Source organism: Burkholderia sp. BCC0397, assembly GCF_902832865.1.
In the GTDB taxonomy this organism is placed as follows: Bacteria; Pseudomonadota; Gammaproteobacteria; order Burkholderiales; family Burkholderiaceae; genus Burkholderia.
In genome coordinates this window covers 40,063-62,315 of sequence record NZ_CADFDL010000008.1, presented here as the reverse complement: position 1 = coordinate 62,315, position 22,253 = coordinate 40,063, and the positions used below count along the sequence as shown (strand labels likewise).

Annotated in this window: 18 protein-coding genes and 2 tRNA genes; 7 read left to right on the top strand and 13 right to left on the bottom strand. The window is 67.1% G+C overall.

Annotated elements, in window-relative coordinates:
* The first annotated feature begins 40 nt into the window (after positions 1 to 40).
* A complete protein-coding gene (locus HWX03_RS23430; protein WP_175872828.1) occupies positions 41 to 748 on the top strand; it encodes a DUF2968 domain-containing protein in 708 nt (235 codons plus the stop codon).
* 81 nt (positions 749 to 829) lie between these two features.
* On the opposite strand, the gene hfq is transcribed toward HWX03_RS23430, so the two are convergent.
* Positions 830 to 1,411, bottom strand: coding sequence for an RNA chaperone Hfq (gene hfq, locus HWX03_RS23425; RefSeq protein ID WP_175872978.1), 582 nt, complete (start codon positions 1,409 to 1,411; stop codon positions 830 to 832).
* Positions 1,412 to 1,706: 295 nt separating this feature from the next.
* Here hfq and HWX03_RS23420 point away from each other — a divergent pair, with 295 nt between their 5' ends.
* Positions 1,707 to 1,991, top strand: coding sequence for a PXPV repeat protein (locus HWX03_RS23420; RefSeq protein WP_174429459.1), 285 nt, complete (start codon positions 1,707 to 1,709; stop codon positions 1,989 to 1,991).
* A 26-nt stretch (positions 1,992 to 2,017) separates the two neighbouring features.
* Here the strand turns inward: HWX03_RS23420 and HWX03_RS23415 are convergent, their stop codons facing one another.
* The 4 genes from HWX03_RS23415 to HWX03_RS23400 form a co-directional block, all read right to left on the bottom strand.
* A complete protein-coding gene (locus tag HWX03_RS23415; RefSeq protein WP_175872827.1) occupies positions 2,018 to 2,926 on the bottom strand; it encodes a DUF1571 domain-containing protein in 909 nt (302 codons plus the stop codon).
* A 29-nt stretch (positions 2,927 to 2,955) separates the two neighbouring features.
* Positions 2,956 to 4,710: an AMP-binding protein gene (locus HWX03_RS23410; protein ID WP_175872826.1), complete on the bottom strand. Its 1,755-nt coding sequence runs from the start codon at positions 4,708 to 4,710 to the stop codon at positions 2,956 to 2,958.
* A gap of 158 nt (positions 4,711 to 4,868) precedes the next feature.
* Positions 4,869 to 5,690: a TetR/AcrR family transcriptional regulator gene (locus tag HWX03_RS23405; RefSeq protein ID WP_174429456.1), complete on the bottom strand. Its 822-nt coding sequence runs from the start codon at positions 5,688 to 5,690 to the stop codon at positions 4,869 to 4,871.
* 215 nt (positions 5,691 to 5,905) lie between these two features.
* The gene (locus HWX03_RS23400) at positions 5,906 to 7,126 is read right to left on the bottom strand and encodes an MFS transporter (RefSeq protein ID WP_175872825.1); all 1,221 of its coding nucleotides are present in this window, start codon (positions 7,124 to 7,126) and stop codon (positions 5,906 to 5,908) included.
* Between the two features lie 280 nt (positions 7,127 to 7,406).
* Here HWX03_RS23400 and HWX03_RS23395 point away from each other — a divergent pair, with 280 nt between their 5' ends.
* The 3 genes from HWX03_RS23395 (at position 7,407) to HWX03_RS23385 (ending at position 10,434) form a co-directional block, all read left to right on the top strand.
* Positions 7,407 to 7,949 carry a GNAT family N-acetyltransferase gene (locus tag HWX03_RS23395; RefSeq protein WP_175872824.1) on the top strand — a complete coding sequence of 181 codons (543 nt, stop codon included), beginning with the start codon at positions 7,407 to 7,409 and terminating at the stop codon, positions 7,947 to 7,949.
* Between the two features lie 103 nt (positions 7,950 to 8,052).
* Positions 8,053 to 8,679, top strand: coding sequence for a ParB-like protein (locus tag HWX03_RS23390; protein ID WP_175872823.1), 627 nt, complete (start codon positions 8,053 to 8,055; stop codon positions 8,677 to 8,679).
* 24 nt (positions 8,680 to 8,703) lie between these two features.
* On the top strand, positions 8,704 to 10,434 hold the full coding sequence (locus HWX03_RS23385; protein WP_175872822.1) for a SulP family inorganic anion transporter: 1,731 nt from the start codon (positions 8,704 to 8,706) through the stop codon (positions 10,432 to 10,434).
* A gap of 22 nt (positions 10,435 to 10,456) precedes the next feature.
* On the opposite strand, the gene HWX03_RS23380 is transcribed toward HWX03_RS23385, so the two are convergent.
* The 5 genes from HWX03_RS23380 to HWX03_RS23360 form a co-directional block, all read right to left on the bottom strand.
* Positions 10,457 to 11,395, bottom strand: a complete 939-nt coding sequence (locus HWX03_RS23380) for a carbohydrate kinase (RefSeq protein WP_175872821.1) — start codon at positions 11,393 to 11,395, stop codon at positions 10,457 to 10,459.
* A gap of 133 nt (positions 11,396 to 11,528) precedes the next feature.
* Positions 11,529 to 12,473: an ABC transporter substrate-binding protein gene (locus tag HWX03_RS23375; protein ID WP_174429450.1), complete on the bottom strand. Its 945-nt coding sequence runs from the start codon at positions 12,471 to 12,473 to the stop codon at positions 11,529 to 11,531.
* Positions 12,474 to 12,573: 100 nt separating this feature from the next.
* On the bottom strand, positions 12,574 to 13,611 hold the full coding sequence (locus HWX03_RS23370) for a ribose ABC transporter permease (protein WP_174386665.1): 1,038 nt from the start codon (positions 13,609 to 13,611) through the stop codon (positions 12,574 to 12,576).
* A 43-nt stretch (positions 13,612 to 13,654) separates the two neighbouring features.
* Entirely contained in the window at positions 13,655 to 15,208 is a 1,554-nt protein-coding gene (locus HWX03_RS23365; protein WP_175872820.1) for a sugar ABC transporter ATP-binding protein, read from the bottom strand.
* The gene (locus HWX03_RS23360) at positions 15,195 to 16,442 is read right to left on the bottom strand and encodes an ROK family protein (RefSeq protein ID WP_175872819.1); all 1,248 of its coding nucleotides are present in this window, start codon (positions 16,440 to 16,442) and stop codon (positions 15,195 to 15,197) included. The genes HWX03_RS23365 and HWX03_RS23360 overlap by 14 nt, the downstream gene beginning before the upstream one ends.
* A gap of 369 nt (positions 16,443 to 16,811) precedes the next feature.
* Here HWX03_RS23360 and HWX03_RS23355 point away from each other — a divergent pair, with 369 nt between their 5' ends.
* A complete protein-coding gene (locus HWX03_RS23355) occupies positions 16,812 to 17,315 on the top strand; it encodes an Ohr family peroxiredoxin (protein ID WP_175872818.1) in 504 nt (167 codons plus the stop codon).
* Positions 17,316 to 17,706: 391 nt separating this feature from the next.
* Here the strand turns inward: HWX03_RS23355 and HWX03_RS23350 are convergent.
* From HWX03_RS23350 to HWX03_RS23340, 3 genes are all read right to left on the bottom strand, one after another.
* Positions 17,707 to 17,793, bottom strand: a tRNA-Leu gene (locus tag HWX03_RS23350).
* A 112-nt stretch (positions 17,794 to 17,905) separates the two neighbouring features.
* Complete coding sequence (locus HWX03_RS23345; protein ID WP_175872817.1) at positions 17,906 to 18,895, bottom strand: aliphatic sulfonate ABC transporter substrate-binding protein; 990 nt, start codon at positions 18,893 to 18,895, stop codon at positions 17,906 to 17,908.
* Between the two features lie 340 nt (positions 18,896 to 19,235).
* Positions 19,236 to 19,322 (bottom strand) — tRNA-Leu (locus HWX03_RS23340).
* 555 nt (positions 19,323 to 19,877) lie between these two features.
* On the opposite strand from HWX03_RS23340, the gene HWX03_RS23335 reads away from it, so the two are divergent.
* Entirely contained in the window at positions 19,878 to 22,190 is a 2,313-nt protein-coding gene (locus tag HWX03_RS23335) for an ATP-binding protein (protein ID WP_175872816.1), read from the top strand.
* The last annotated feature ends 63 nt before the right edge of the window (positions 22,191 to 22,253 follow it).

Genomic DNA, 22,253 nt, shown 5'->3' with positions numbered 1-22,253 from the left:
TCGCGGTGAATTACAACGACTCGGGCGGGAATAAAACTTCATGAGCCATATGACGGGGTGGGGGCGGGTGAGCGTGTTGCTCGCGATGATGGGAGGCATGCAGGGCGCGTTCGCGCAAGGGCTGGCAGGCAGCGATTCGTCGGCGGTGCAGCAGGCGTCGGCACCGGTGGCCGCGATTCCGGTGATCGATTCGCAGGCGCAGACGTCTGTGCAGCCGCAAGCCGGCGAGTCGACGGGGCCGAGTACGGTCGACGACTTGCAGCGCCAGATCCAGGCGCATTCGCTGACGGAAATGCGCACGAGCTACAACGGCAGCTACGGCGCCAGCCTGCTGTTCAACGTCAAGGACGGGGCGTACTTCGTCGCGTTGTTCCAGCAGAAGGCGTTCTGGCGCGTGATCAAGACTTACGACGAAACGCGTTCGGAAGCGATCTATCGCGATTTCTCGCACCAGGCCGAGCGGCTGGCCGTCAACGAACTGCGCGCGGCGAAGCTGGAATCGCAGAAGGCGCAGATGGACAAGCAGATCGAAGTCACGCAGGACCGCGCGCGGCGTCTGCAGGCGGACATCTCGATCGCCCGCCAGCAGCAGGCGGCGGTGGCGGATCGCCAGAAGAGCGTGCGGAGCGAAACGGCGGCGCTGCAGGCGCAACAGGCCCAGCTCCAGTCGCAGCTGCGGGCGTTGCAGCAGCAGGTGCGTTCGCTGCAGCGCGAGGCCGACGCGGGCCTGCCGACGGCGGCACGCTGAACCGGGTAACGGCGGTGCGGCGACGTGCCGCGCCGGCCGTACCAGTGAAAAGGGCAAGCCGGTTGGCTCGCCCTTTTTGTTTTACTGGCCGTCCGGCACGATTCGCCGGCGGCGCGTCACGATGACCGGCCCGTTGCCGCCGCGGGAATCCGACGGCGCGGCGTTGCCGGACGCGTCGCCGGTGTCGCGCGGCGCGCCGTAGCTTTCGCGCGGTTCACGCGGCTCGCGCGGCGCGCCGTAGCCTTCGCGCGGCTCACGCGAGCCGTAACCCTCGCGCGGTTCGCGCGAACCGTAGCCTTCACGCGGCTCGCGGGAGCCGTAGCCGCCGCCGTCGCCGCGCGATTCGCGCGGGCCGCCGTGCGAGCCGTACGGGCTGTGACCGCCGCCTTCACGGCCGCCGGGGCGACCGCCGGTGCGCGGGCCGCGGGGGCCGCCGCCGCCGGGGCGCGAGCCGCCCGTGTCGAGCTGGATCGTGGAAATCGCACGCTTGTAGATGCCTTGCAGACCCACGGGGGTGCGCAGCATCACCAGATACTGGTCGAACGACTCGATACACCCCGTCAGACGAATGCCGTTGACGAGATAGATTTCAACACGCTTACGTTCCTTGCGCGCCGAATTGATGAAGTCGTTTTGCGGATGGGATTCTGCGGGATTGGCCATTGAGGTGCGGCAGGAGCCTGCGTCAGAGAATATGTTGTGCGTGTGTGTGGCGTGTTCGTCCACAAGGCGTTTGGCGGAATTCTACCCTGTTCGATAAGGAAGCGCGCAGTCGTGATTGTGTCGAACCGTAACCCACTATAGACGTTCCGGCGCATTTTCGCGATTAGGCCGAACGGCCTAAGTCGTTTCGTTACGCCGCGTTACGACTCTCGCAGCCCCGTATCACCTCGGCGCGCGCGTCGCGCTTACATTGGTCGCGCGAGCCGGGCGGGCCGGCTTATCAGGGATCCGGAGCATGAACAAGAGGCAAGTGGCAGGGGTGATCGGGAGCATGGCGTTGCTCGTTTCCGGTAGTGCAATGGCGGGGCATGTGGACCTGTCGGTCGGCATCGGCGTGCCGGTCGCGCCGGTCTATGTCCAGCCGGCGCCGGTCTATGTCGCGCCGCAGCCCGCCGTCGTCGCCTATCCGGGCTATGGATACGGCTATGACGGCGATGACGACGACGATCGCTACCGCAAGTGGCGCAAGCACTATTACAAGCACTGGCATCGGCACCACGGCGGCGACGATGACGATTGAGCCCGTGGCGAGCCCGCCAACGCGCGTCAGAACGCGTAGTCGGGGTTTTTCGGGTCGAATGCGGTGTCGTCGAGGGTCGCCGGCGCGATTGTCTCGATGACGATCCGCTCGAAGATCCTGCCGTCGTTGTCATAGGACTCGACGGTCCGGAAATAGGGTGCGTGCAGGTCGAGCCCCAGAACTTCCTTTTTCGCATAGAACTGCGGCCGGCCGGTCGGCGTTTCGTAGGTGAGCGCGACGACGCGCACGCCGCCGATCGTCCTGGCCTCCACGTCGGTCGGCCGCTGCACGCCGGCTTCCAGGTATTTCTTCCCTTCGGTCAGGTACAGGTTCGCGATGAACTCGGTGCCGAGATCCTTCACCTGGTGATTCGATTGGGCGCGCGCCAGCGCGCCGTCGATCGCCGTCCACAGCGGAATCTTGCCGAGCAGGCCGCCGAGATGGCCGTACATCTCGTCCTTGCGCTGCGTCGTGTCGTAGATCGTCTCCTGTCCCGCATGCGCACCGCCCGGCAGCCATTTCGCATACACGCGCAGCGGCTCGCGGGTCGTCTTCACGAGCATGCGGTCGGGCGTGTCGGACCATTTTCCGCTGATGCGCTCCTGGCGCACCATCGTGAACTGGTAAGACGGATAGCCGTTCGGGCCGTTACGGATATAGAGCGGCACGGCGAGCGGATCGAGCGCCTTGAAGAGCGCCGTGAGCGTCGCGTCGTCGAGTTGCGCGAGCGTGCCGCGCTGGGCTGCCGTGCGCAGCCAGCGCGCCTGTTGCGCGAGCGGCTCGTGCGTGACCTTGGCGAGATCCGCGGGTAGCGCGGCTGCCGGTGCCGCGCTCGCCGTTTCCTGTGCTTGCAGGCCCGCCTGAGCGAGCGACAGCACGCACGCGACGGCCGCCGTAGCGGCATGCCGCGTGCGGCGCTTCATTCCTTCGTTCATCGACAGCGTCTCCCGGAGCGATGGATCGTTCAGCCTTGCTTCGCGGCCTGGATTTTGGCGAGTTCCTCGTCGCGCAGCGCGCGGCGCAGGATCTTGCCGACGTTCGTCTGCGGCAGCGCGTCGCGGAACTCGACGAATTTCGGCATCTTGTAGCCGGTCAGGTTTTTGCGGCAGTGCGCGAGCACGTCCTCGGCCGTCAGCGACGGGTCGCGGCGCACGACGAACACCTTGATCCGTTCGCCCTGTACATCGTCCGGGATGCCGATCGCCGCGGCTTCGCTGATGCCGGGATGCATCACGAGCACTTCCTCGATCTCGTTCGGATACACGTTGAAGCCCGACACGAGGATCATGTCCTTCTTGCGGTCGATCAGGCGGATGAAGCCGCGCTCGTCCATCACGCCGATGTCGCCGGTGGCGAGCCAGCCGTCGGCGTCGATCACCTTGGCCGTCTCGTCGGGGCGCTGCCAGTAGCCGCGCATCACCTGCGGGCCGTGCACGCACAGCTCGCCCGGCTCGCCGATCGCGGCCCAGGTGCCGTCCTCGCGGCGAAAGCGCACGAGGGTCGACGGCGCGGGCAGCCCGATCGAGCCGCTGAACGCGGCCATGTCGTTCAGGTCCACGGGGTTCATCGTGACGATCGGCGAACACTCGGTGAGGCCGTAGCCTTCGACCACCGGCCGGCCCGTCACCTGCTGGAAGCGCTCGGCGACCGCGCGCTGCATCGCCATCCCGCCCGCCATCGCAAGCTTGAGCTTCGAGAAGTCGCGCTTGCGGAATTCCTCGTTGTCGAGGAACGCGTTGTACAGCGTGTTGATGCCAGTGATGCCCGTGAACGTCTCGTGGCGGATGATCTTCATCACCATCGTCATGTCGCGCGGGTTCGCGATCAGGATGTTGCGCCCGCCGAGCCCCATGAAGATGAACGCGTTCACCGTCAGCGAATAGATGTGATAAAGCGGCAGCGGCGTGAGCACGGTTTCGACGTCGCCCGACACCTGGTCGGCGATCCAGGCCTTCGCCTGCAGCAGGTTCGCGATCAGGTTGCCGTGCGTGAGCATCGCGCCTTTCGCGACGCCGGTGGTGCCGCCCGTGTACTGCAGGAACGCGAGATCGTCGCGCGTGATCTGCACCGGTTGCGGCTTGGCGCGCGCGCCGAGCGCGAGGGCCGAGCGCAGCCGGATCGCCTGCGGCAGGTGATAGGCCGGCACGAGCTTCTTCACGTACTTCAGCACGAAATTGATCAGGCGTCCTTTCGCGTTGAAACCGTCGGAGAGCAGGTCGCCGAGCGCGGTGACGACGATATTCTTCACCTGCGTTTCCGGCAGCGCGTCCTGCAGCGTGCGCGCGAAGTTCTCGAACACGACGATCGTCTGCGCGCCGCTGTCCTTCAACTGGTGCGCGAGTTCGCGCGCGGTGTAGAGCGGATTCACGTTGACGACGATCGCGCCGGCCTTCAGCGTGCCGAACAGCGCGACCGGATACTGGAACGTGTTCGGCAGCATGATCGCGACGCGGTCGCCGGGCTTCACGCCGAGGCTTTGCAGATACGACGCGAATGCGTCGACCTTCTGCGCGAGCGTGCGGTAGGTCATTGACGCGCCGGCGCTCACGTAGGCGACGCGGTCGGCGAAGCGGGTCGTGCATTCGTCGAAGAACTGCACGAGCGACGCATATTGCGTGACGTCGATCTCGTGCGGAACGCCGGGCGGGTACGACGCGTACCAGACGGCGTCGGTGTTCGGCGGAATCTGGGCCGAGGTGGGTGCTGCGGAAGATGACATGACGTGTCTCCGGTCTTGGCTCTCGGCGAGGGCCCGCGCGCCAGGCGCCTGCCCATGCCCCGTGCTTCGCGGCCGGCCGGCGCGGGCGTCTCGACGCCGCGCCTGACCGCGCGTATCAATCAAATCGTGAACAGGAAGCCGCGCGTGGCCTCGCGCGTTCAGTTCGTGGAATGCAGCGTCGCCGTCTCGGCGGTGGTCGCGCCCGACTGCGGCAGCCCGAACGCTTCGCTGGCGCCCGCATCGTCGAGCACGGCCGCGAAGATCGACAGTTGCGCGCTGTCGGGCATCGGCGCCTTCAGCGCGGCGACGATCAGCGACGACAGCCGCGCGATCATCTGCACGTCGTTCATCGTGCGGCCTTGCGAGAATTCGTCGATCAGGCTTTCCGTTTCGGCGCCCGCGAGCGCGCCGGACAGCGCGCCGATCGCGAAGTGCAGCCGCCAGCCGAGCTCGGTGCGCGGCAGGTGCGGCAGCGCGCGCTGGAAGGCGTCGAAGAAGCGGCCCGCGACGCTCGCGTAGTGCGCGGTCAGGAAGTTGCGCACGAACGGAGAAGGATCGGTGTATGCGCGGCCGATCAGCCGCAGGAACCCGGGCCCGCCGCGTTCGGGATTGCGCGATGCCTTCAGCGCGGGAATGAACATCGCGCCGAGCACGTGCTCGCAGGTGATGTGCGTGCCGAGCTGCGCATCGAAGCGATCGAGGATGCCGAGGCGTTCCTGGTTCAGCTGGTCGAGCCGGCGCGACAGCATCGCGTGGATCAGCGCTTCCTTGCTGCCGAAGTGGTAGTTGACCGCGGCGAGATTGACCGCCGCGCGCGACGTGATCTGCCGCATCGACATCGCTTCGAAGCCATGTTCGATGAACAGATCCTCGGCCGCATCGAGAATGCGCGCCTTCGTCCCGCCGGCCTGCCGCGGGCCGGATGACCGCGCCCCGGACGGCCGTCCCGCAGATGGCCGCCCCTCCTGACTTACTGCCATGTTCCGCCTCCCATGCCGGTTTCCCGGCCGCGAACAGGTGATTTGATTATTCGATTCAAACAGTCGTTTTTATTAAGATAAAAAAACGCGGGTGGAGCGGGCAAGCACGGAATCTGGACCAATTCCTCTAGTTCGATGTGCAGGTGCGGAAAGCGCGGCACCCACTCCCGGCGGGGCGGGGCGCGCGCGATGGTGCAGTGCCGCAACGCGGGGGTTCACCCGACGGTGCTACGCGTATTGACCGATTGCGTCATGTCGATGCCGCGCCGCTCGCGGCTGAACAGGATCAGCACGGCGATCGCGACGGCGACGATGCCGGCCACGAGCGCGAGCGCGAAGCTGTAATTGTCGTGGTTCGACACGGCGAGGGACGCCTGCATCGTCGCGTTGCCCGACGCGAGCAGGTTGCCGAGCTGGTAGACGACGCCGGGGAAGGTTGCGCGGATCTCGTCGGGCGAGATCTCGTTCAGGTGAACCGGTATCACGCCCCACGCGCCCTGTACCGAGATCTGCATCAGGAACGCGCCGGCGGCGAGCGCGATCGGGCCGCTCGAGAATGCCCACAGCGGCAGCACGGGCAGCGCGATCAGCGCGGCGATGAAGATCGCGCGGCGCCGGCCGATCCGTTCCGAGATCGAGCCGAACGACAGGCCGCCGACGATCGCGCCGATGTTCAGCACGATCGTGATCCACGACACGGTATGCGGATCGAAGTGATGCTGTTCGCGCAGGAAGGTCGGATAGAGATCCTGCGTGCCGTGCGAGAAGAAGTTGAACGCGGTCATCAGCACGATCGCGTAGATCGTGAGTTTCCAGTTCTGCTTCAGCGTGGCGCCGAGGCTCGGGCGCGGGCGCTTCTCCATCTGTTTCCATGCCGGCGATTCGGGCACGTGCGCACGCACGTACAGCACGAGCAGCGCGGGCAGCACGCCGACCATGAACATCCCGCGCCAGCCGATGTACTGGTAGAACAGGCCGAACACGACGGACGCGAGCAGATAGCCGCTCGGATAGCCGGCCTGCAGCAGCCCGGACACGAAGCCGCGCGCGTGGGTCGGCACGGTTTCCATCGTCAGCGCGGAGCCGACGCCCCATTCGCCGCCCATCGCGATGCCGAACAGCGCGCGCAGCACGAGCAGCGCGGTCAGGCTCGGCGCGAAACCCGATGCAAGTTCGAGCAGCGAATAGCACGCAATGTTGACCATCAGCGTCGGGCGGCGGCCGAAGCGGTCGGCGAGCCGGCCGAAGATCAGCGCGCCGAGCGGGCGCATCGCGAGCGTCAGCGTGAGCGCGAACGCGACGGCGGGAATCGTCGACGCGAATTCCGCGGCGATGTCCTTCAACACGAAAACCATCAGGAAAAAATCGAACGCATCGAGCGTCCAGCCCAGGTAGGCGGCGATCGTGACGTTGCGTTGCTCGCGGGTCCAGCTCATGTCCGGGGTCTCCTCGTTGGCTTGCGCGCTCGCAATAGGCATGCGGATGCCGGCCCGGCTCGCGCGCGGCGCGGGGCACTGATCGAGTGTAGGCTTCCGCGCTGCGCGATGTGGGGCGCGATAACCGCGAATCGGGAATAATCCCTACGAAATGCACTGTTTCGGAAACGGCAACGGAACCGCGCGAGGCTCGCGACAGGACTCTGTATCATTCCGGAAGGCTTTTTGTATCCGTTCTGTAATGCGCTCGATGCGCAACGCCACCGAATCAGGAGTCCGGATGAATGACCGTTCCGCCGACACATTGCCCGTGCTCGACACCGCGAGGCTGTGGCTGCGTCCGCGCGTGCTGGCCGATCTCGACGCATGCATCGAGATGGATCGCGATCCCGAGGTCACGCGCCACATCGCGGGCCCGTGGCATGACCCCGTCGAGCATCGCCGCTTCGTCACGCACCGGATCACGCGCGACTATCCACCGGGCCTCGGCTACTGGTCGATCTTCGAGAAGGCCGCGCCCGACGTGTTCATCGGCTGGATCCTGCTGATTCCCGACTATAAGGACGGGTCGCGCGACGTCGAGATCGGCTGGCGGCTCGTGCGTGCGACGTGGGGGCGCGGCATCGCGAGCGAAGCCGCGACGGCCGTCGTGCGGCATGCGTTCGACACCGTACGCCTGCCGCGCGTGATCGCCGATATCGCGGAGGCCAACAGCGGCTCGCTGAACGTGGCGCGCAAGCTCGGCATGCGTCGCGTGGGCGTCGTGCACGACGGCATTCCTTACATTCGTCATCGTCTCGAACGCAACGATTTGCGCGCGTAGCGCGGCGTCGTGCATGCGGCGGCGCGTATCGCGGTCATGACGGATTAACGGCTCGCGCGATCAGGCGTATCGTTGCCGGAATTTCGCAACATGGGGTACGACCATGGCACTCGGCAACGACGTTCATCTCATTCCCGTCAGGCTCGACGCGCTGCGTCCGACCCAGATGACGGTCGGCTATCGCGAAGTCAAGGCGAAGCGCAAGCACTGGAAGGCGCTGGACAAGCGCGCCCGCAAGGCCGCGATCGATTCGCACTGGTTCCCGGCCGTCCTCGGCCCGGACGGGCTGCACTACATCACCGATCACCACCATCTCGGCCTCGCGCTGATCGAGGAGGGCGAGGCGCGCGTGAACGCGATGCTGCTGAAGGATCTGTCGTGGCTCGACGACACGATCTTCTGGCGGATGATGGAACACAACCAGTGGGTGCATCCGTTCGGCCCGGACGGCGCGCGGCGCGACTACGCGAACTTGCCGAAGGCGCTGACGGGGCTCGAGGACGATCCGTACCGCAGCCTCGCCGGCGAGCTGCGCACGGCGGGCGGCTATGCGAAGGACGCGACGCCGTTCAGCGAATTCCTGTGGGCCGACTATCTGCGCCAGCACGTGTCGCTCGACCAGATCCGCAAGAACTTCTTGAAGGCGCTCGATATCGCGCTGCACCGCGCGCACGACCAGGATGCGCGCTATCTGCCCGGCTGGTCGGGCGTGATTGCCGTCAAACCCTGAGCGGCGCACGCTGCCGTCCGCCACATGACGACCGCCCCGATCCGCCCCGACGCCGGCCCGCAGCATCCCGACCATTTCGCTCCGCTCGATGCGGCTTCGCCGCCGCCCAAGCGGCGCGTCGGCCTCGATGCGCTGGCCGGCCTGTCGATTGCCGGCCTGCTGATTCCCGAGGCGGTCGCGTATGCGGGGCTCGCCAACCTGCCGCCGCAGGCCGGCCTGATCGCGCTGCTGTCGGGGCTCGTCGTCTATGCGCTGACGGGCAGCAGCCGCTTCGCGATCGTGTCGTCGACGTCGTCGTCGGCCGCGGTGCTCGCCGCGACCGTGCTCGCCGAATCGGGGATGGCGCTGGCCGCGCAGCTCGCGCTCGCGGCGGCGCTCGTCGCGATGACGGGCGTGCTGTTCATCCTGGCCGGCGTCGCGCGGCTCGGCGGCATGTCGGATTTCGTCGCGCGGCCCGTGCTGCGCGGCTTCACGTTCGGTCTCGCGCTGACGATCGTCATCAAGCAGCTCCCGAAGATTCTCGCGATTTCCGTGCAGCACAGCGATGCGCCGCACGTCGCGCTCGACCTGCTCGCCGGCGCGCCGCACGCGAATCTCGCGAGCGTGGTGCTCGGCGCGACCGCGCTCGCGCTGCTGTTCGTGCTCGGGCGCGGCTCGCGCGTGCCCGCGACACTCGTCGTGATCGTGCTGTCGATCGCGGCGGGCTACGCGATCGACTGGCAGCGGTACGGAATCGCGGTCGTCGGCCATATCGACTTCCGGCACCTCGAATTCGGCTTGCCGCATCTCGACCGCAACGCATGGATGCAGACGGTCGAGCTCGCATTCGCGCTGATGCTGATCCTGTATGCAGAGTCGTACGGATCGATCCGCAACTTCGCGCTGAAGCACGGCGATACCGTGTCGCCGAACCGCGACCTCGTCGCGCTCGGCTGTGCGAACCTCGTGTCGGGCCTGCTGCACGGGATGCCGGTCGGCGCCGGCTATTCGGCGACGTCGGCGAACGAGGCGGCCGGTGCGCGGTCGCGCTTTGCGGGCCTGTGGGCGGCCGGCGTGGTCGCGCTGATCGTCTGGCTGCTGCTGCCGCAGCTCGCGCGCACGCCCGAGCCCGTGCTCGCGGCGATCGTGATCTTCGCGGTCAGCCATTCGCTGCATCCGTCCGTGTTCCGGCCGTACTGGGCCTGGCATCGTGACCGGCTCGTCGTGATCGCGGCGCTGCTTGCGGTGCTCGTGCTCGGCGTGCTGCACGGGCTGCTCGCGGCCATCGGCGTGAGCCTGCTGCTGACGCTGCGCAAGCTGTCCGAGCCGAACGTCAGCGTGCTCGGCCGGCTGCGCGACAGCCACGATTTCGTCGACGTCGCGAGCCATGCCGACGCGAAGCCGGTGCCGGGCGTGCTGATCGTGCGGCCCGAGGCGCAGCTGTTCTTCGCGAATGCGGACCGGATGCTCAATCGCGTGCGGGCGCTGATGAAGGCCGCGCCGGACACGCATACCGTGATGGTGAGTCTCGAGGAAACGCCGGATGTCGACGGCACGACGATCGAATCGTTGCGCACGTTCGCGGCCGAATGCGCGGCGCGCGGGCTGCGGCTCGCGCTCGTCCGGCTCAAGATGCACGCGCTGCATGCGCTGCGCCGCGCGGCGGACGATACGCTGCACGACGACGCGATGTCGGAGCTGAGCGTCGACGAGAGCCTGCAACTGCTGCAGGCCGGCAGGCCGCCGGACGGTAGCGACGGCACCAGCGCCGCGTGACGGCGCGGCGCCTCGGCGCCGTCTATTGTGAAAGCGCGGCGCTGGCGGCGGTGCGCTCGATCATGTCGGCCACTTCCGCGGCCGTCGGCGCATAGGCGCCCGCATGCGCGCAGGCGACGGCCGCGCACGCGGCCGCGTAGCGCAGATGCTCGGCGGCCGACGCATCGGGCCGTGCAAGCTGGCTCGCGAGCCAGCCGCCGATGCTCGCGTCGCCGCAGCCGACCGTGTCGGCAACTTCGGTCGGGAACGCGGGCTGGAACAGCACGGTATCGCGATGCAGCAGCTGCATGCCGGCTGCGCCGCGCGTGACGAGCATCGTCGCGTCGGGCGCCCACGCGCGCAGTTGCGCGAGCGCGGCAGCTTCGTCGAGTTCGGGAAACAGCCCGCGCAGATCCTCGTCGGATACCTTGATCCAGTCGGCGAGCGCGGCCAGCCGGCGCAGCGTGTCGCGATACGACGGCGCAGCCATCGGCGCACGGAAGTTCGGGTCGAACGAGATTCGCTTGCCGGCCGCGCGCGCGGCCTGCGCGAGTTCGATCAGGCGCGACGCGAGCGGCTCGCGCACGACGCCGAGCGAGCCGACGTGCACGATGTCGGCCGCGTCGAAGGCGCCGGCGGGCAAGTCGGCCGGATCGAACGCGAGATCGGCACTGTTTTCGCCGATGAAGAAATAGTGGGGCGGCTGCTTCGATACGACCATCGCGAGCAGCGGTGCGCGGTCGACCTGCCGGATGAAACGCATGTCGAGCCCCGCGTCGGCGCTCTTGCGCATCAGCTCGTCGCCGAAGGTGTCGCGGCTGACCGTGCCGGCGAAGGCCGTCGGCGCGCCGAGTCGCGCGCCGACGCGCGCGACGTTCCAGCACGAGCCGCCGGCGATGCTGTGCCAGTGCTGGGCGTCGTCGCGGATGAAATCGGTCAGCGCTTCGCCGAAAACGATCAGGCGGGGAAACGTCGTCGTCATGTGGAAACCTTGTGCCGCGGCATCGCGCGCGGCCGTACAGCGGTTGATCTGAATCTGAACGGTCGGGCGATGCGGGCCGTCGCGCGCGGCGACGCGGCCCGGCACCGCCCGGCCTCGCGGGCGATCGCCGCGATCAGCGCGGGGCGCTCCAGCCCTTGTAGGTCTTCACGTTGTCGCGCGTGATGAGCGTCGGCTCGATCAGGATCATCGGATTGGCCGGCTTCTGGCCGTTCATGATCCCGTAGCCGACGTTGACGGCCTGCTGCGCCATCGCCCACGGATCCTGGCTCGACGACGCCTGCACGAGCGTGTTGGACTTCAGCGCCACCTCGATGTCGGGCGCGCCGTCGACCGACGTGATCACGACGTTCGGGCGGTTCAGCTGTTTCGCCGCGAGATCGCTGCCGATCGCCTGCGGGTCGTTGATCGTGAACACGCCGTCGAGCTTCGGAAAGCGCGTCAGGTAGCCCTGCATCGCGTTCATCCCGCCTTCGCGCGAGCCCTTGCCGTCCTGGTCGCTCGACAGCAGCTTGATGCCGGCGTTTTTCGCGAGCACGGCCTTGCAGCCGTTCACGCGATCGATCACGGCCGACACCTGCGGGCCGTTCTCGATGATCACGTTGCCCTTGCCGTTCAGCTTCTTCGCGAGGTAGTCGCACGCGAGTTCGCCGGCCTTCACGTTGTTGGTCTGCACGGTCGCGTTCGCGCCGGCCGCCGCGACGTCCACCGCGACGACCGTGATGCCGGCCGCCTGCGCCTTCTTCACCGCCGGCTCGATCGCCTTCGGGTCGGTTGCGTTGAGCAGGATCATGTCGACGTGCGCGGAGATGAAGTTGTCGATCTGCGTGAACTGCTTGTTCAGGTCGTAGTCGGCCGATACAGCCGTGACCTTCGCATTCGGGTTGAGCTGCTTCGCGCGCGCTTCGGCGCCTTTCACGATCGTGACGAAGTACGGATTGCCGAGCGACCCGACCGTGACGCCGATCGATTTCAGCGGCTTGTCGGCTGCATGGGCGGCGGCGGCGCCGAAGGCGAGTGCGCAGGCGACGGCGGTCAGGGCGGCGGTGTGCTTGAACATGTCGTTGTGTCTCCGTGAGGTCTGTTGGCGAACGGGCGCAGGAGGACCTGCCTGCGCCCCGATGGTGGAACGGTAAGGAATGCGCGGTGAGGGAAGGGTGTCAGGTCCGGGCCGAATCGCGCTGGCGATAGCGGTCGAGCGCGACCGCGCCGATGATCACCAGCCCCTTGATGATGTACTGCCAGATGTCGGACACGCCGAGCAGCACGAGCCCGTTGGTCAGCACCGCGATGATCAGCGCGCCGATCAGCGTGCCGACGATCGACCCGACGCCGCCGACGAAGCTCGTGCCGCCGAGGATCACCGCGGCGATCGCGTCGAGCTCGTACGACTGGCCGAGCTGCAGGCCGTTGGCCGCATACAGGCGCGCGGCCGACATCACCGCGCCGAGTCCGGCGAGCAGGCCCGACGCCGCATACACGAACATCTGGATCGCCCGCACGTTGATGCCGGACAGGCGCGCGGCTTCCGGGTTGCCGCCGACCGAATAGATCCGCATCCCGAGCACCGTGCGGCGCAGGATGAACCACGAGATCGCGATCACCGCGCATGCGATCACGACGAGCCACGGCACGCCGAGGATCGAGCCGTTGCCGATGAACGCGAACGGCAACTGCGGATTGAACACGGTCGTGTCGTTGCCGATCAGGCGCGCGACGCCGCGCACGGCCGTCATCGCGCCGAGCGTGACGATGAACGGCGGCAGGCGCAGGAACGAGATCAGCCCGCCGTTGATCGCGCCGAACACGAGGCCGACCGCGAGCGCGAACGGCACGCCGAGCCAGCCCCAGCCGGGAATGGTCGATGCGATGAGCGCCGCGACGGCCGCGGCGGCGAGCACCGAGCCGACCGACAGGTCGATGCCGCCCGTCAGGATCACGAAGGTCATGCCGGCGGCGAGCACGATGTTGATCGACGCCTGCTGCGTGACGATCGACAGGTTCTGCAGCGTGAAGAAGCCGTCGGTCAGGAAGCCGAAGCCGGCGCACAGGACCAGCAGCACCGGCAGCATGCCGGCCGTGCGGATCAGCGATTGCATGCGGGCGCGATGATCGGCGCCGCGCATCAGGGGCGTGCGGTTGGCGACCGGGTGGGCGGTCGCGGAAGCGAGGTTCCGCTGCTTGGTCGGGTTGATCATTTCGGTAGCCTGAATGTGAGAGTGAAATGAAAAGAGGCGGCGCTTACTGCACGTCGGCCAGTTCGGCCTGCGAGCCGGTGGCGAGCGCGATGATCGCTTCCTGCGTGATCGGCGTATGCGTGTGGCCGCCGAGTTCGCCCGCGATCTCGCCTTCGCGCATCACGAGCACGCGGTCGGCGACGCCGATGATTTCCGGCAGTTCGCTCGAGATCACGATCACGCCCACGCCGGCACGGGCCAGCTCGTTGATGATCCGGTAGATCTCGGATTTCGCGCCGATGTCGACGCCGCGCGTCGGTTCGTCGAGGATCAGCACGCGCGGCTTCGTCTCGAGCAGGCGCGACAGCAGCACTTTCTGCTGGTTGCCGCCCGACAGCGCGCCGACGTTGACGTTCGCGTGCGGTACGCGGATCGACAGCGATGCGATCGCGTCACGTGCGCGTGCGGCGCCGCGGGCGAGATCGAGCGCGCCGAGCCGGGCATCGCGGTTGCACACCGAGATGTTGATGTTGTCGCGCACGCTCATGTCGAGGAACAGGCCCTGGCGCTTGCGGTCCTCGGTCAGGTAGACGAGGCCCGCGTCGATCGCGTCGCGCGGCGAGTGCGCGCCGAAGGTGCGCTCGCCCAGCTTCACGTCGCCGCGCACGCGCGGCTCGGCGCCGAAGATCAGCCGCGCGAGCTCGGTGCGGCCCGCGCCGACGAGCCCCGCGATGCCGAGCACCTCGCCCGCATGCAGGTCGAGGCTGCAGCCGCGTACGCGCGCGCCGTCGGCGATGTTGCGGACCGACAGCAGCAGGTGGCCGGGGTCGTACGGCGCGTGTTCCTTCTTGTAGAAGCCGGAGATGTCGCGGCCGACCATCATCGCGACGAGCCGCTCGGCCGACAGCGCCTCGCGTTCGAGCGTGCCGACGTACGCGCCGTCGCGCAGCACCGACACGCGGTCGGACAGTTCGTAGATCTCCGCCATCCGGTGGCTGATGTAGATGATCGCGAGACCTTCCTCGCGCAACTGGCGGATCAGGCGGAACAGGTGTTCGGTTTCGCGCGACGACAGCGGCGTGGTCGGCTCGTCCATCACGAGGATGCGGGCGCGGGTGTGCACGGCGCGGGCGATTTCGACGAGCTGCTGTTCGGCGATCGACAGCGTGTCGACGAGCGTGTCGGGGCCGAACGGGGCGCCCAGGCGCGCGAGCACGTCCTGGCAGCCGCGCGCCATCGCCGCGCGGTCGATGGTGCCCCAGCGCCGGTTGCCGCGGCGCAGTTCGCGGCCGACGTAGATGTTTTCCGCGACGGTCAGGTTCGGCGACAGGCACAGCTCCTGGTAGATCACCGCGACGCCGGCATCGCGCGCGGCGAGCGGGCCGTCGATGTCGATGCGTTCGCCGTCGATCAGGATCTCGCCGCCGGCGTCGGCGCGGTATGCGCCCGACAGGATCTTCATCAGCGTCGATTTGCCCGCGCCGTTCTCGCCCATCAGCGAATGGATCTCGCCCGGATAGACGGTCAGGCTGACGTTGTCGAGCGCGCGTACGGCCGGGAACGTCTTGCTGATCCCGCGCATCTCGAGCAACGGACGGGGCGACTCAGATCGCGACATGGTTGACCTCCTGCGAATCGGTGCGGGCGCCCTTGAGGATGCCGGCCCGCGGGGAGAAATTGAAAAACATCGGCAGCGTGGCGGCGCCGATCGCGCCGGCGTCGGCGCCGAACGTGCCGCGTACGAGCACGGGCGTGCCGCGCGCCTCGGGCGCGGTGGCCACGAGCGCCGCGCGCAGGCGGGTCGTGACCGCGTCGAGCAGGCCCGCGTCGGTGTCGGCGTCGATCACGACCACCGGCGCGTCGATCACGCACAGCACCGCGCGCAACGCCGGCGCGAGCGCGTCGACGCAATCGTCGATCCATTCGTCGACGGCCGGCAGGCCGCGGGCGATGCACGCTTCGAGATCGGCGCGGTTCTCGACCGTCTCGCCGTGATGGCGCAGGTGGCGCACGAGCGCATGCAGCGATGCGCGCGCGAGCAGGATGTCCCACTGGCCGCGCGGCGGCGGCGCGGACGCCAGCCGGCCCGGCGGCACTGGAATCACCGCGATGTCGCCGGCATTGCCGGTCACGCCGCGCAGGCAGTCGCCGTCGATCGCGATCCCGCCGCCGATCGCCGGCCCGATGAACAGGTAGACGAAGTCGTCGCACTGCCGGCCGTACCCGTAGAACAGTTCGGCGATCGCGGCCGCGTTGCCGTCGTTTTCGCCGAATACGGGTAGCGACAGCGTGCGACCGAGGTCGGCCGCGAAATCGACGTCTTCCCACGCGCGGAACGTGTCGGGCGCGAGGCCGAGCTCGCGCATCCACGCGCCGAGGTTGTACGGCTGGGCGACGCCGATGCCGGTCAGGCGGGCGCGTTCATGGTCGGGGAGCAGGGCCTGCATCGCGTCGATGTCGTGACGCACGATCTCGAGCACGTCGGCGGGCGGGGGCAGCAGCGTGTCGTGCGAGCGGCGGCCGAGCACGTCGCCCGCGAAGTTGACGAGCGCCGTCTCGATGCGCATTCGGTCGAGATGGACGCCGATGCCGAACGCGCCGCGCGGATCGAGGCGGATCAGCGAAGCCGGCTGGCCGCGCTGGCCTTCGGTGCGGCCCGCGAATTCGATCAGCTTCGCGTCGGCGAGCGACGCGATGATGCTGCCGACCGCCGTACCCGTCATGCTCGCGAGACGGGCGAGATCGGCCTTCGACGCGCTGCCCGCGCGGCGCAGCGTCTTCAAAAGCAGGCGCTCGTTGTAACGGCGCACGTTGGCCGAGTTGCTTCCCTGGCCGAAGTGCGGGCTTCTCATGGCGTCTCCTTCCATGGTGCGTCAGGTGTCGACGCATTAAATAAATCACGTTGATTTATTTAACCGCGTGAGCGACGGCCTGTCAGCCTAGGGAAATCCCGGTTGTGTTCAGGAATGAAGCGCCGGATTGGGGTTTGCGGGCGCGGGCGGGCGGCTGCAGCGCACTGTGATGATGCCGGGAATTTCGAATTCGTCTGATGGATTTGCTGTCGGCCGTAGGTCACGATTGCCGGCCGGACTGTACGCGACAGGGCAGTCGGAAGAGGGCGATGTCTGCGGGCGCCGCGTGATGCGGGGCCGGCAACGTCGATCGTTCATTGGGCGCAATACGGCAGAAGCCGTTCAGCGTCCGCACTCGGGAGAAACGCCATGCATCGTCCGACGCGGCCTTCGGTATCGCTGCTCGATCCTTATACCGGCAGCGAACCGCTGCCGCTTTACACGACGACGGTGACCGTCACCGGCGGCGAAGCGGCCCACGGACGATCGTCCGGACGCGCGCGTTCGACAGCCGGCGAACTGGATGTGTCGTTGCGCTTGCCGGTTGAACTGGGTGGCGCGGGTGGCGGTACGAATCCGGAGCAGTTGTTCGCGGCCGGCTTCGCGGCGTGTTTTCATGGCGCGTTGACGCTGGTGGCGATGAAGCGTCGAATTCGCCTGCCGTCCGATCTCGCGATCGCGGCCAGCGCGACGTTTCAGCGCGATCCGGCAGATGGCCTGTTTGCAATCGCGCTCGATATCGAGGTCGGCATGCCGGGCGTCGACGCGGAGGCTGCGCGGGAGCTGGTCGCGGAGACGGAGGCGATTTGTCCGTACGCGAAGATGGCGAGGGACGGGATTCAGCATGTCGTGCGCGTCACCGGGACGGTGTAATCACGATGTCGCCGCGGGATCGACGCCTGCGGCGACGGAAATGAAAAAAGGCCGGCTAGAAGCCGACCTTTTTAGAAAACAGATGGTGCCCAGGAGAGGACTCGGTCACACATGCGCGACCCCGGCTGCGCTTGCAAGCGCAGCCTTTCGAGTCCTCGCGCAAAGCGCGCAGGCGCTTTGCTTCCTGGGCTTGAAATGAAAAAAGGCCGGCTAGAAGCCGACCTTTTCAAAAACAGATGGTGCCCAGGAGAGGACTCGGTCACACATGCGCGACCCCGGCTGCGCTTGCAAGCGCAGCCTTTCGAGTCCTCGCGCAAAGCGCGCAGGCGCTTTGCTTCCTGGGCTTGAAATGAAAAAAGGCCGGCTAGAAGCCGACCTTTTCAAAAACAGATGGTGCCCAGGAGAGGACTCGAACCTCCACGATGTTGCCACCGCTAGGACCTGAACCTAGTGCGTCTACCAATTCCGCCACCTGGGCACGTTTCGCTTGCTGCGATGCGAAGACCGCTATTGTAGCGTGCTGAGGGAGTCTGTCAACACAATTTCATCCGAAGCAGCAAAAATATTGCGCGCCTTAGGCGGCGAGATCGTCACGCGCCGACCGGTTCCGCGCGCTTCGCCGTGAAATTCCAGCGCTGCGCCTGGCTCGTATCGACGCGGGCGGGCAGCAGTCCGGCCGCCAGGAACGTATCGGCGATCTTCTGCTGTTCGCCGAAGTGTTGCGTGGCCACCGCGCGGACGAGGTAGCTGCGTCGCGCATTCGCCCGCGCGATCGTCGCGGCATCGAGCCCCCAGATCGGCGCGAGCGTGTTCGCGGCGTCCTGCGGATGGTCGCGTAGCCACGCGCCGGCCAGCGACAGTTGGTCGAACAGAATCTGGACGACGTCGGGGCGCGCGGCGGCAAAGCTGCTCGATGCGAGGTAATAGCGCTGGTACGACGCGAGTCCGTTGCCGTCGGCCAGGATCCGGACGTCGGGATTCCGGTCGACCGACGCGACATAGGGATCCCATGTGATCCATGCGTCCACGCTGCCGCGCTCGAATGCGGCGCGGCCGTCCGCGGGCGTCAGGTAATGGATCGCCACATCGGCGGGCGCGAGCTTCGCGCGTGCGAGCGCGGCAAGCAGCAGGTAGTGGCTGCCGGCCGCCTTCGTGACCGCGATACGCCGGCCCTTGAGATCGGCGAGCGTGCGCAGCGTGCTGTCCTGCTTGATGACGATCGCCTGCGCCTTCGGCGAAGGCGCTTCCTGCGCGACGTACACGAAACGCGCATGCGCGGCCTGTGCGAAGACCGGGACCGTATCGGCCACGTCGGCACTGAAGTCGATGGCGCCGACGTTGAGCGCTTCGGTCAGCGGCAATCCGCTCGCGAATTCATGCCATGACACACGCAGGCCGAGCGGCGTCAGCGCCTGCTCGAGCGTGCCGCGCGTCTTGAGCAGCGTGATCAGCGTCGACGACTTCTGGTAACCGATGCGCAGTGTGGCCGGCGCGTTCTCGGCGTGCGCGCGGACACCGGCGGCAGCGAGGCCCGCGGCCAGCATCGCGCGCGCGAATGCGCGGCGGTTCATCGACGTCATGAAGGGTGCTCCTCGTTGGATGCGTTGAAAGCGAGGCGGCTAACGTAACAACGGGGAGGGCGATTGATAACCGATAAATTCTGCTATCGATCGGAGCGGCAGACATAAGGGCCGAAGACAGGCACTTGCGATGCCAGTGCCGAAATGAAAAAAGGCCGGCTAGAAGCCGACCTTTTCAAAAACAGATGGTGCCCAGGAGAGGACTCGGTCACACATGCGCGACCCCGGCTGCGCTTGCAAGCGCAGCCTTTCGAGTCCTCACGCAAAGCGCGCAGGCGCTTTGCTTCCTGGGCCGGAAATGAAAAAAGGCCGGCTAGAAGCCGACCTTTTCAAAAACAGATGGTGCCCAGGAGAGGACTCGAACCTCCACGATGTTGCCACCGCTAGGACCTGAACCTAGTGCGTCTACCAATTCCGCCACCTGGGCACGTTTCGCTTGCTGCGATGCGAAAGACCGCAATTATAGCCGGTCCCAAGTGGCTGTCAACACAATTCCATGGGAGCCCGCAAAAAATATGCGTTCGCGCTCGATCGCCCGCTCGTGCTTCGACGGATCGGAAACGCCCCCGTTGCACGGCGAAGTTCCGTCGCAGCGGTCCCGTATCGACGCGAGCCGGCCCCGCGGCCCGTAGCCCGGTCGCGGACAACGGCGGCAGGTCTGCCATCCATCCTTGTCATCGGCCACACGCTCAATTTCGAGGGATAAGACGAGTACTAAAGTTGGGATAAATTCAATGGGACAAGAGATAATTGAATCTGGCGCTTGAAAAAAATCAAATCGATTCGAGCAACATGTCGGTCTGGTAACCGACAGCCGAATGCGGCGCGGTTGTGTGTTGAGGAACCCGGGCCCGCCTGCACGGTAGCAGCGTGGCGGGATCGCCTGTGCGACGAAGAATGCGGCCGGTCCGCCGCAGACAATTCAGGAAATGCGCACCCATCGAACTCGGGCAAATAAAACAATAACGAGGAATGCCATCCCATGCCTGACTGGCTCAATCGAGTCTGGAGAATCGCGACATCCGTGCGGCCCGCCGTCTGGCCGCTGTCGGCCGGCGTTGCATTGCTGGCGGCGCTGAGCTGTACGCCGGCGGCCGAGACGCTGCTGTCCCCACTCGACCGTCTGTACTGGAATCTGGTCGCGTCCCGTGTCGATCACGGCGCGCGCGACGATGTCGTCGTCATCTCGATCGACAAGAAGACGGTCGCCGAACTGGGTGGCGACGCAAGCTATACGCGAGCCGCCCATGCACAAGTGCTCGATCGTCTGGGCAGTGCATCGAGCGTCGTGCTCGACATGACGATGTTCAGCCCGGGGCGCGGCGACGACGTGCTCGCGGCTGCGCTCGCCCGGAACGGGCGGGTCGTGCTGCCCGCCCACGTGTCGCCGGAGGGCACGCGCGCCGACACCGTGCTGCTGCCCGCGCCGCGGTTGCGCGGCGCGGCGGCGGCCGTCGGCCAGCGCAGCGTCGTGCTCGGCAGCGACCATCTGGTGCAGGGTATCGTGCCGTACGTCCGGACTGGCGATTCGGATCACGAACTGTCGCATGTCGCGTTGCAGGCGATCCGTGTCGCGGGTATGTCGCTGCCGGCCGGCGATGTGCGCCTCCACGTGCAGGACCACGTGTCCAGGCTCGGGCATGTCGAAGCGAGCTCGCTCGCGCTGTTCCTGCCGGCGCGCTTCGATCTCGAGCACTATTCGTACGTCGATGTGCTGAAGGGGCGGATCCCCGAGTCGGCGTGGCGCGGCCGCATCGTCTTCATCGGCGACGCGATGGATCTGTCGGGCCTCTACGACCTGTCGACGTCGGCGGGCGGACGGCTGCGCCGCGTCGAGGTGGACGCGCTGGTGACGCAGGCGCTGATCGACGGCCACATCCTGTGGCGCGAGCCGATGGCGATCCAGGTCGCCGTCAGCATCGCGGTCGCGACGGGGATGCTGCTGATCTGCCTGCTGGTGCCGGGCTGGCGCATGTACGCATTTTCGATCGGGTGGCTGGCCGCATTCGTCGCCGCCGAAGTGATGCTGCTCGTGCATGGGTCGTACTGGGCACCGATCGGGCCGTTGCTTGCCGTGTGCGTATTGATTTTCGCAATGTGCGGTTGGCGGCGCGCCGGCAGCCTGCGGGCGTTCCTGCTGAGCGAATACGGGATGCTGCGCGGGTTGGCCGGCCAGCACGCGTTCGTCGGCTTGCCGCCCGCGGCCGACGTCGGCCGCGCACTGCCGACGACGGATGAAGTCGAACTCGCGATGCAAAGCATTCGCGAATGGCGGACGGCGTATGTCGACATGATCGAGACGCTGCCTTACCCGATCTTCGTCGAACAGCGTGGCGAGATGCTGATGTGCAACGCACGCGGCCGCGCGATGCTGGCGGCGCTTGACGCCGACGGCGACGCGGCGGTACGGCGCGTGCTGTCGATCGTGCGCGACGAAGTGCTGACCGCGAAGGCGAGCGGCAAGATCCATTCGGCCGAGCTGGCGCTGAACGGGCGCACGCAGATGGTGATGGTGACGCCGTTCGGCGATGGCGAACGGCACAGTTCGACCGCGAGCATGATCTGCCTCGTCGATATCCACAACATCAAGGCCGCGGTCGAAAGCGACCGGCGCACGCTGCGGCACATGGCGCACGATCTGCGCAACCCGCTGTCGACGGTGCTGTCGCTGCTCGAGGAGCGCAACCAGGCCGACGGCGCGAGCGACGAGGATTTCCTGGCCGACCTGCACAAGCTCGTCGACTACAGCCTGCGCGTCGCGCAGGATTTCACGCAGTTGTCGCGCGCCGAGCACCTCGATACGCACGCGTACGTGCCGATGTCGGCGAACGATCTTGCGACGGAAGCGGTCGATCACGTCTGGCACAGCGCGAACGGGAAGCGCATCCGCGTCGAGGGCCCGCATTACGAGGGCGACGACGTGTTCGTCCTCGGCAATCGCGACATGCTGCTGCGCGCGTTGGCCAACCTGCTCGACAACGCGATCAAGTACTCGGCCGAGGAGACGGTGGTCGACGTGTGGATCGACGCCGACGACCGGCAGGTTTCGGTGGCGGTGCAGGACCAGGGGATCGGCATCCCGGCCGACGCGATGCCACGGCTGTTCGAGCCGTTCTTTCAGGTCGCCGGCACGTATCGCGACGCAAGCCGCGGGGTCGGCCTCGGGCTGCCGTTCGTGAAGGCGGTGATCGAGCGCCACGGCGGATCGGTCGAGGTGACGTCGGCGCCGGGGCAGGGCAGCCGCTTTACCGTACGCTTGCCGAGAACCGCTGCGCAAATGCTCGACGACGCGTGACCGGCTGAGTACCGGAACGGCAGCGCCGGCGTGCGCTGCGCCGAAGCCGGGCGAGGATTGAAA